This window comes from Bacillus sp. FSL K6-1284 (assembly GCF_038002625.1).
Taxonomy (GTDB): Bacteria; Bacillota; Bacilli; order Bacillales; family Bacillaceae; genus Bacillus; species Bacillus paralicheniformis.
On the sequence record NZ_JBBOCW010000001.1, the window covers coordinates 398,567 to 409,349 of the forward strand.

Annotated in this window: 1 protein-coding gene; it reads left to right on the forward strand. The window is 50.6% G+C overall.

Annotated features, from left to right (window positions below):
• Nucleotides 1-13: 13 nt before the first annotated feature.
• Nucleotides 14-10,765 carry a lichenysin non-ribosomal peptide synthetase LicA gene (gene licA / locus MHB72_RS02105; protein ID WP_340901594.1) on the forward strand — a complete coding sequence of 3,584 codons (10,752 nt, stop codon included), beginning with the start codon at nt 14-16 and terminating at the stop codon, nt 10,763-10,765.
• Nucleotides 10,766-10,783 lie beyond the last annotated feature (18 nt).

The following is a 10,783-nucleotide window of genomic DNA, read 5'->3' on the forward strand; positions in this document are numbered from 1 at the left end:
GGAGGAATAAAAAATGGGAAACACATGTTACCCGCTGACACATGCTCAAAGGAGAATTTGGTACACTGAAAAGTTCTATCCCGGCACAAGTGTTTCAAATTTGAGCGGCTTTGGAAAATTAAAATCTGCCTCCGGAATCGATTCCGGGTTATTGACTGAAGCCATTCGCCAGTTTGTCCGTACAAATGAAACCATGCGATTCAGACTGTTGTTTGAAGGAGGGGATGAGCCGAAGCAATATATAGCGGAAGACGAACCTTTCCGGATTGAATATTTCGACGCTTCAGAAATCGGAGGAGCGGACGGCGTTCTTAAATGGGGACAAGCTGAGGCGCGCCGACCCCTGCCTTTGTATGAAAGTCCGCTGTTTAAATTTGCCGTCGTTCGCATCAGTGAGGAAGAAAGCTGGTTTTTTGCAAAAGTTCATCATATGATTTCCGACGGTATTTCGATGACGATCTTGGGCAACCGCATTACAGACATTTATTTGAAGCTTGCTAAAGGGGAAACCGGCCTCGAACCTGTTCAGTCATCATTTACGGAACATATTCAGAGTGAGTTGGAGTATGAAAATTCGAAGCGGTTCCAGAAGGATAAAGCATATTGGAACGCACAATATGAAGTGATTCCGGAGCCCGTATCGTTAAAGGCGAGCGATACGTATCAGATCCAATTGAATGCAGCCCGCTTTTCAAAAGAGATTTCCCCTGTCCTGTATAAAAAAATTCAAACGTATTGTAAGGAACACAACATAAGTGTGCTCTCCCTGTTCTTATCCATTTTGCACATTTATATGCACCGGATAACCGGACAAAAAGACGTCGTTCTCGGAACATTTATGGGTAACCGGACAAATGCAAAAGAAAAACAGATACTCGGGATGTTCGTATCGACGATTCCAATGAAAGCCTCCATTGATGTACACCAGGACTTTAGTGCATTTGTGCAGGAAAGAATGAAAGATCAGCTGAAGATCATTCGGCATCAAAAGTATCCGTACAATCTGCTGATTAATGATTTGCGGGAAAGACAGCCGCATGTCAGCAAATTGTTCGCCGTCTCACTGGAATATCAAGTTATGCAATGGCAGAGGAAAGAAACGTTGTCATTTCTTACCGAGCCGATTTTCAGCGGCAGTGAAGTAAACGATATTTCCATTCACGTGAAAGAGAGATGGGATACCGGGACGCTTGCGATTGATTTTGATTACAGGGAGGAGCTTTTCACCTGTGAAGAAATGGCCGTTTTATATGAACGGCTGATGACGCTGCTTGAAGATGCCTTGTTGTTTCCGCAAAAAACAATCGCTGAACTGGAGATTGTTCCCGCATTTGAAAAAGAGCGGCTGTTAAAGCGTGCATCAAGCCAAACCATCGCATATGACAAGAACATGACCCTGCACGGTTTATTCGAACAAAAAGCAGCCGATCATCCCGAAAAAACCGCCGTTGTATATGAAGGACAAAAACTTTCGTACCGTGAGCTGAATGAACAATCGAATCGTCTGGCAAGGGCGCTTCGAAGAAGAGGCATCGGGCCTGACACTCCGGCTGCGATAGTGATGGAGCGGTCAGAGCGGGTTATTACGGCGATGCTGGGCGTTTTGAAAGCCGGCGGAGCTTATGTACCGATCGATCCCGGATTTCCGGAAGAAAGAATTCGCTTTATGCTGGAGGATTCAAAGGTCAAAGTGGTTATCACAGACAGCGGGCTGACTTTTGAAACGGCCGAAACTGTGCGGTTCAGCGAAGCGCTTTCTGAATCGCTGGAAAACGGTCATCCGTCTTCAGAGGCAGGCGCCGGGCACCTTGCATATATCATTTATACTTCCGGGACAACGGGCCGTCCAAAAGGCGTCATGATTGAACACAGGCAGGTCCACCACCTTGTAAGAGGGCTTCAGCAGGCCGTTGGTGCATATGATCAGGATGATTTGAAGCTGGCACTTCTGGCTTCGTTTCATTTTGACGCTTCCGTTCAGCAGATTTTTACGTCTCTATTGCTTGGCCAAACGTTGTACATCGTACCGAAAAAGACGGTTTCCGACGGACGCGCTTTATCGGATTATTACCGCCGCCATCAAATCGATGTGTCAGACGGTACGCCGGCTCATTTGCAGCTTTTGTCTGCTGCCGATGATCTTTCAGGTGTCAAACTGAGGCATATGCTTGTTGGAGGAGAGGCATTATCAAGGGTCGCAACGGAAAGGCTGCTTCAATTATTTGCAGAAACAGCTGAATCCGTGCCTGCTGTTACGAATGTTTACGGCCCGACTGAAACTTGTGTGGATGCTTCTTCTTTTACGATGACAAACCACGCAGATCTTCAAGGCGATACGGCCTATGTCCCGATCGGCAGACCGATTGGAAACAACCGTTTTTATATTTTGGATGAAAACGGTGCACTCCTTCCTGATGGTGTCGAAGGGGAATTGTATATTGCAGGAGACGGAGTCGGCCGAGGCTATTTGAACTTACCTGACATGACCGCAGACAAGTTCTTGGAAGACCCGTTTGTCCCCGGAGGTTTCATGTATCGAACAGGGGATGCAGTACGTTGGCTTCCTGACGGTACGGTTGATTTCATCGGCCGAAAAGACGATCAAGTGAAAATCCGCGGCTACCGGATCGAGCTTGGCGAGATAGAGTCGGTGATGCAAGGAGCCCCTGCTGTCGGAAAAGCAGTTGTCCTCGCGCGGCCCGAAACCAAGGGCAGCCTTGAGGTTTGCGCTTATGTCGTGCCAAAACAAAGCGGGGAAATTCACCTTCAGGGGCTGAGGGAGCATTTATCCAAGCATCTGCCTGACTATATGATACCTTCCCACTTTGTCGAGCTTGATGAAATACCGCTGACGGGAAGCGGCAAAGTCGACCGGAAAGCGCTGCTTCGCCATGAAGTCTCTGTCAGCGGGACTGCAGAGTATGCGGCACCGAGAAATGAATATGAAGAAAAAATGGTGGGTATATGGCAGGAAGTGCTCGGAACTGAACAAGTCGGAATCCACGACCAGTTTTTTGAACTGGGCGGCCATTCTCTCAAAGCGATGGCCATGCTGGCAAAAATTCATAAAGCTTTCGGTGTCGAGGTTCCGTTGCAAGTCCTGTTCGAAAAACCGACAGTGGCGGCGTTAAGCGGCTTTGTTTCTGAAGCGGAGAAAGACGGATACACGGTAATTGAACCGGCGCCGGAAAGTGACGATTATCCTCTCTCATTGGCGCAGCAGCGAATTTATATCGTCAGCCAGCTGGAGGATGCCGGAGTCGGCTACAATATGCCGGCCGCGGCGATGCTTGAGGGCACCCTCGATGTTCAGCGCTTTGAAGCTGCTTTTCAAAAACTGATTGACAGGCATGAGGCGCTGCGGACTTCGTTTACAGTTGTCGATGGCGAGCCGAGACAGAATATTCATCAAAGGGTTCAGTTCAAGATTGAGAAGGTTGAAGCAGATGGGAAGCCGATCGAACAAATGGCAAAATCTTTTGTCCGCCGCTTTGATCTCGCCAAAGCTCCGCTGATGAGAGCCGGTCTCGTCCGTCTCGCAGACGGCAGACATGTGCTGTTGTTCGATATGCATCATCTTGTGTCTGACGGCGTGTCGATTTCGATCATATTGAATGAGCTGGCCGCACTGTATAAAGGGGAAGAACTGCCGGAGCCGAATTTGCATTACAAAGATTATGCTTTCTGGCAAAGGACGCAGGCACAAAAAGGTTTTCAAAAAGAAGAGGCTTATTGGCAAAGCGTGTTCGCCCGAGAGCTTCCCGTACTGCAGCTGATAACGGATGAGCCGAGGCCGTCTGTTCAAAGCTTTGAAGGAGACAGGGTATCCGCAGTCCTGCCAAAAGACATGAAAGAAAAATTAGCCGTGCTGGCAGAGCAAAACGGCGCGACATTGTATATGGTCATGCTGGCCGCATACAACATGCTGCTAGCAAAGTACTCCGGGCAGGAAGATGTGATCGTCGGAACGCCGGCGGCCGGCCGCAGACATTCCGATCTGGAAGGAATCATCGGCATCTTTGTCAATACGCTGGCGATCCGTTCAAAAGTGGAGTCGGGCAGAACGTTCAGAGACTTCCTACATGATGTAAAGAAAACGGTAATCGACGCTTTTGAGCATCAGGATTATCCGTTTGAGCGGCTTGCGGAAAAGGTTGGTGCATCGCGCGATTTAAGCCGTCATCCCGTCTTTGACACGATGTTTATTTTGCAAAATGCATGGGAAGACATTCCGATGCTCGGCGATTTGCACCTCTCGATTTATGAAACGAACTTCAATATTGCAAAGTTCGACCTGACGCTGCAGGCGAAAGAAGAGCAGGGAGAATTGATTCTCGATTTGGATTACAGTACGAAGCTGTTTAAAAAAGATACGGCAGAAAGGATGCTGAAAGCATATTTGCACCTTCTGGAGGGCATGACGGCTGATCCGCTGCACAGAATCGGCGAGTACAGCCTTTTGACAGAAGAGGAAACGAATCGTCAGCTCGTCGCGTTCAACCCCGCGGCAAGCGATTATCCGCGGGAGAAAACGATCGTTCAGCTATTTGAGGAACAGGCGGCGGAAAGAGGCGGACATCCCGCCCTGCAATTTGAAGACAAAGTATGGTCATACGGTGAGCTCAATCGGAAAGCGAACCAATTGGCGAGGCGCCTCCGCGAAAGAGGTGTGCAGCCCGGCACGACGGCAGCCATTCTCACCGCCAGGTCGGCTGAAATGGTCATCGGCATTCTCGCTGTGCTGAAAGCCGGCGCTGCTTATGTGCCGATCGATCCGGATCATCCTGAAAAACGTGTGCAACATTTCTTCGAGGACAGCGGAGCGGCGGTTCTTTTAACGCAAAAGGCGATGAAGCCGCTCGCTGAGGCGGCTGAATTTGGCGGCGACATTCTATTTCTTGAGGATGAACACCTTTATCTGGGAGATGCGTCTGATTTGCGCCTTCCGATTTCACCGGAAGCAATGGCCAATCTAACGTATACATCCGGAACGACTGGGACGCCTAAGGGCAATATGGTTTCTCACCGGAATATATTGCGTACGGTAAAAAACACAAATTACTTGGATGTGATGACATCCGATATCGTTCTTTCAATTTCAAATTACGTGTTTGATGCCTTTATGTTTGATGTGTTCGGTTCATTGCTGAACGGCGCCAAGCTGGTGATAGCTCCAAAAGACACGATTCTTGATATGAGCCGGCTCGCACATGTACTTGAAAAAGAAAAGGTTACCGTCTTAATGATCACGACCGCATTATTCAATCTGCTGACAGACATGCGGCCGGACAGTTTGAAGGGACTCCGCAGGGTTCTGTTCGGCGGCGAACGTGCATCTGTCGATCATGTCAGAAGAGCTCTGAACACAGTTGGCAAAGGACGGCTGCTTCATATGTACGGCCCGTCTGAGAGCACTGTCTTTACAACCTATTATCCAGTCAACGAAGTGCCGGACGATGCGCAGGCTATACCGATCGGAAAGCCTGTCAGCAATACGGAGGTTCTGATTCTTGATTCATTCGGCAATGTACAGCCGGCAGGGGTTGCGGGAGAATTGTGCGTCGGCGGAGACGGCCTTGTCCGCGGCTATTTTAACCGCCCGGAACTGACGGCTGAAAAGTTTACGGAACATCCGTTCAAAACCGGTGAGAAGATTTACCGGACGGGCGATATGGCGAGATGGCTTGCCGACGACGGATGTCTCGAATTTATCGGACGGATTGATCATCAGGTCAAAATTCGCGGACAGAGGATCGAGCTGGGCGAAATCGAGCACCATCTCCTCACACATGAAATGGTACAGGAAGCCGCTGTTCTTGCTGTTGACACCGGGAAGAGAGATCAAATGATCTGTGCTTACTTTACGGCCGATCAGGAGCTTTCTAGTGAAGAGCTTCGCCGATATGCGGCAGAAGGTCTGCCGGGCTACATGATCCCGTCCGTGTTTATGCAGCTTCAGGAGCTTCCGCTCACAGGCAATGGAAAGGTCGACAGAAGGGCGCTGCCTGAGCCGGATGTCACGCAGGCCGCGCAAAAGGAATATACGGCGCCAAGGAGCCGAACAGAAGCACAGCTTGCCGATCTTTGGCAGGAAGTGCTCAATGTACCGAAAATCGGTGTGCATGACAATTTCTTTGAACTTGGCGGACACTCTTTAATCGGAATGACGCTCATTGCCCGTATCCAGCAAGAGATGAATGTTGATCTGCAGCTGAAAGATTTGTTCCAGGCGCCGACAATCGAAACCCTGGCGCAGGCTGCGGAAAAAACTGAGAAAAAATCAGCCGTTTATATTGAAGCGGTGCCGGACCGGGAAACGTACCCGGTATCTTCGGCGCAAAAACGGCTGTACGTCCTACAGCAGATTGAAGGCGCTGAGAAAAGCTATCACATGCCGGCCGTTCTCCAGCTTGAAGGGAAGCTTGATTTGAAGCGCCTCGAGTCTGCCGCGCAAATGCTGATCAAGCGCCATGAAGCATTCCGCACGACATTTGAAATCAAGGACGGCGAACCTGTTCAGCGGATTTGGGAAGCTGCGGAATTGACCATTGATGTCATCGATGCAGATGAACAAGAAGCGGAAAAGCTGATTAAAGAATTCATCAGGCCGTTTGATTTAACAAAAGCCCCGTTATTTAGAATGAGCATCATACGTTTCACGGGAGAAAAACATCTTTTGCTTGTGGATATGCATCATATCATTTCAGACGGCGCTTCTGTCAGCGTCCTGATCGATGAAATGACAAAGCTTTATGCGGGAGAGGCGCTTGAACCGCTGAGGATTCAGTATAAAGACTTTTCTGTATGGCAGCAGCATCTGCTGACAGAACGGCACAAAGTGCAGGAGGAATACTGGCTCAAGGAGCTGGCCGGCGAGCTGCCTGTTTTGACGCTTCCGGCAGACTATCCGCGTCCTTCTATTCAAACGTTTGAAGGAAGCCGTCTCAGCTTTGCGCTGAAACCGGAGCTTGTCCAGCAGCTGAGAAAACTGGCCAAGGAAACGGACAGCACTTTATACATGGTGCTCGCTGCCTCATACAGCGCGCTTTTATCCAAACTGAGCGGACAGAGCGAGGTCATTGTCGGCTCTCCGGCTGCCGGGCGGCCGCATACTGATTTGAGCCGGATCATCGGCATGTTTGTCAATACGCTTGCAATAAGAACGCGTCCTGAAGGAGACAAGCCGTTTTCTGCATTCCTTGAGGAAGTGAAAGAAACGACGCTCGGCGCGTTTGAGCATCAAGATTACCCGTTTGAAGAACTCATCGAGAAGCTGAACATCCAGCGCGACATGAGCCGAAACCCATTGTTTGATGCCGTCTTTTCAATGCGAAATGCCGATTTGAAGGACTTGTCAATGGAAGGGATCACACTCAAGCCGTATGATTTTGCCCATCAGACCGCGAAGTTTGACCTGACGCTGACAGCGGCGGAAGAGGACGGACTTCTCGTTTTTGAAATGGAATACAATACAGCTCTCTTTAAGCATGAATCGATCGAGCGCTGGCGCGGGTACTGGGTCAATCTGCTCGAAGCGGTTGCCGAAAATCCTGATGCCCGCCTTTCAGAGCTTTCGCTTCTGGATGAAGCGGAAAAACGGCGAATCGTCCAAAATTGGAATGAGACGAGACTGGCTGTGCCGGAGGACAAAACGGTCCATGAGCTGTTCGAAGCGCAAGCCCTCCGCACGCCTGACCATGGGGCAGCGGTGTACAACGGCGTGAAGTGGACGTACAAAGAGCTGAACGCGCGCGCGAACCGTCTGGCCCGGCTGCTGATCGAAAAAGGGGTCCGTCCTGAACAGCGGATCGGGATCATGGTCAAGCCTTCGCTTGAAATGGCCGCCGGCGTGCTCGCGATTTTGAAAGCGGGAGCGGCCTATGTGCCGATCGATCCTAGCTATCCGGCTGAACGGATCGGATACGTGCTGAAAGACAGCGGCGCAGAGCTGCTTCTGACGCAAACAAACTTAGCCGCACCTGAAGAATTCAGCGGTGAAACACTTCTTCTCGATTCGATGCTGAGCGAAGAAATCACAAAAGACGATGAGGTGAACCCACAGGCAGGTACACAGTCAGACAACCTGGCCTACTTGATCTACACATCGGGCACGACCGGCCAGCCGAAAGGCGTCATGGTCGAACACCGGTCGCTCGTAAACTTGTGTTATTGGCATAATGACGCCTTTAAGGTCACCGAACAGGACAAAAGCGCGAAATATGCCGGCTTCGGCTTTGACGCTTCCGTTTGGGAGATGTTCCCGTACTGGATCGCCGGAGCGGAGCTTCACATCATTGATGAAGCGATCCGAATGGATATTACGCGCTTAAATCAATACTTTGAAGAGAACAAAATAACGATCACGTTCCTGCCGACACAGTTGTGCGAACAGTTCATGGAGCTGGATAACCAGTCGCTGCGCGTGCTGCTTACGGGCGGAGACAAGCTGAAACGGATCGCAAAACGCTCCTACACGCTCGTCAACAACTATGGACCGACGGAAAACACGGTCGTCGCGACGAGCGCGGCGATTGATCCTGATGAAGGAATGCTTTCAATCGGAAAGCCGATCGCCAATACGCGGGCGTATGTGCTAGGACAAAACAACGAAGTCCAGCCCGTCGGTGTCGCGGGTGAGCTGTGCATCGCCGGCCGCGGGCTTGCGCGCGGCTATCTGAACAAGCCAGAGGAAACGGCGAAGCATTTTACGGAAGACCCGTTTGTGCCGGGCGAGCGCATGTACCGGACGGGGGACGCGGTCAAATGGCTGGAAGATGGACGGCTTGAGTACATCGGCCGAATCGACCAGCAGGTGAAAATCCGCGGCTTCCGGATCGAACTTTCTGAAATCGAAGTCCAGCTCGCGCGGCTCTCTGAAGTGCAGGAAGCCGTCGTCACCGACATCGAAGACGCCTGCGGCAACAAAGCGCTGTGCGGCTATGTCGTTGCGAATGAACAGCTTGATACAGAAAGCCTCGCCCGGAAGCTGGCGCAGACGCTCCCGGACTATATGGTACCGTCATTCTGGGTGCAGCTTGATGAGCTCCCGGTTACGGCGAATGGAAAAGTCGACCGAAGGGCGCTGCCTCAGCCTGACGTCGAAGCGCAGACAGCCGAATACAAAGCGCCGCTTACAGAAACGGAACAGCTGTTGGCGGACATTTGGCAGGAGGTTCTCGGTATAGACCGAATCGGGATCACAGACAATTTTTTCGCGCTCGGCGGAGATTCGATCAAAGGAATTCAAATGGCAAGCCGGCTTCAGCAGCACGGGTGGAAGCTGGAGATGAAGGACTTGTTTCAGCACCCGACGATCGGAGAGCTGAGTGCTTATGTTCAAGCGGCTGACGATCAGCCGATCGATCAGAACCCTGTCGAAGGCGAAGTCACATTGACGCCGATTCAGCGCTGGTTCTTCGAACGCAAATTTACGAACGAGCATCACTGGAATCAGTCGGTCATGCTTCACGCTTTAACGGGATTCGACCCGGAAACGGCAGGCAAGGCTTTAAGCAAGCTGATCGAACATCATGACGCACTTCGCATGGTTTATCAACGAAATGGAGACGGGATTGTTCAGTACAACAGAGGGCTGGAAGAAACAGCGGTTCGCCCTGAAGTCATCCGCTTCAATGAATCGGGCGCTGAACTTGAAGCTGCCGTGTTGAAGGCATCAAACCGGATTCAAAGCAGTATCGATTTAACCGAAGGCCCGCTTTTGAAAGCGGCGATCTTTAAAACGGATCAAGGCGATCATCTTCTCATTGTTATTCATCATCTCGTTGTGGACGGAATCTCATGGAGAATCCTCCTTGAGGATTTCGCCGCCGGGTACGCCCAGGCTGAAAAAGGGGAGCCGATTATTCTTCAAGACAAGACGCACTCTTTTGCTGAATATGCGGCTCGCCTGGAAGAATATGCAGGGTCAAAAGCTTTCGCAAAAGAAATCGGCTATTGGCAGGAAATCGAACAGGCGGAGACGGCAGCGCTCCCGAAAGACGATGAAGCAGAGGACAAGCGGATGCGCCATACGAAAACGGCTGAGTTTTCCCTCTCAAAAGAAGAAACGGAACAGTTGATGACAAAAGTTCATGAAGCATATAACACGGAAATGAACGACATTTTGCTTACGGCGTTGGGCTTGGCGCTGAAAGAGTGGACGGGGCAGGAAGACTTTATCATCTGCTTAGAGGGACACGGCCGGGAGGACATCATAGACGGCTTGAATATTTCCCGGACGGTCGGCTGGTTTACAAGCCAGTTCCCGGCGCTGATTCAAATGCGCCATTCAGGGGATATCGGCTATCAAATCAAACAGATCAAAGAAGAATTGCGCCACATTCCGAATAAAGGAATCGGCTATGGCATTTATCGTTATTTGACCGAAGAAGGCAAAAAGGCGAAGCCGATCAAGCATGATATCAGCTTCAACTATTTGGGCCAGTTTACAGAGATGGCGGATTCGGGTCTGTTCACGAGATCCATCTTGCCGTCCGGCGACCCGCTCAGCCCGGAAACGGAAAAACCGAATGCGCTGGACATCGTCGGCTATATCGAAGACGGCATTTTGACAATGTCAATCGCTTATCATTCACTCGAATATAAAGAAAGCAACGTCGCCGCTGTCGCCGCAAGCTTTAAAACTTATTTGCTGCAATTGATCGATCATTGCTTAGAGCGGGATGGGGGCGAACTGACCCCGAGCGATCTTGGAGATGACGAACTCACGCTTGAAGAATTAGATAAATTAATGGAGATTTTCTAACAAAAAAACGAGGTGCCT